This window comes from Aquabacterium sp. A08 (genome assembly GCF_011742065.1).
In genome coordinates, this window is sequence record NZ_JAAQQT010000124.1 from 1 (window position 1) to 760 (window position 760).

At 69.7% G+C, this 760-nt stretch carries 1 protein-coding gene; it reads right to left on the minus strand.

Annotated features, from left to right (window positions below; all coding sequences use genetic code 11):
- A partial coding sequence (locus HA630_RS00700; RefSeq protein ID WP_371809174.1) for an MASE2 domain-containing protein occupies nt 1-419 on the minus strand: 419 nt, incomplete at its 3' end.
- Nucleotides 420-760 lie beyond the last annotated feature (341 nt).

Sequence of the window (760 nt, forward strand, 5' to 3'; positions counted from 1 at the left end):
CACAGCCCCGTCACCCACGGGCCATGCTGCCAGGCCAGCGACCAGCCGTTGACCGCCGCCACCGGCACCGCCCCCAGCGTGAACAGGCCCACCGAACGCAGCACCCCGCGCCGGCCCTGGGTCAGGGCGTTGCTGACCGCGGTGTTGATGAACAGGGTGAAAGTGATCCACAGGGGAAAGGCCAGTGCCGCGGCCCAGGCCCCCATCAAGGCGCTGTCCAGCAACAGGTTGTTCAGTTCGGCCCGTTGGGAATCGCTGGCGCGGCGGGCGCGCCAGTACAGCAGTTGCGGGTACAGCAGGAACTGCAGGCCCAGCAAAACCCACATCCACCCCGGGTGGCCGCTGGCCCAGAGCTGCAGCCCCACCGCCACCCCAGCCGCGGCGAACCAGACCGCCCGGACGCGGCGGTTCGCCGCCACGGTCCAGTGGGCAGCGTCCGGGGACCTGGATCGGTGCGTCGCCATCAGTACGTCCGCCAGGCTGCGCCGGTCGGGCGAACGCAACACAGCCGCCCCATCCGAAGGGCGTTGATGCCGTCTTGCGCCAGAGTCATGCTGCTTCTCCCTAACGAATCCACAGGCCGGAATCGACCGCCGTGCGGCCCGCCCTCAAGGCAACAGGTGGCACAGCTGCAATAGGTTAGCGCATTCGAGGTGGGGTTGGTCGCTTTCGTGGGGCCATTCGCGGCCCTCGCGGTTGAGCCACACGGCCTGCATGCCCACCCCCAACGCCCCCAGCACGTCGTGGCCGGGGTCGTCGC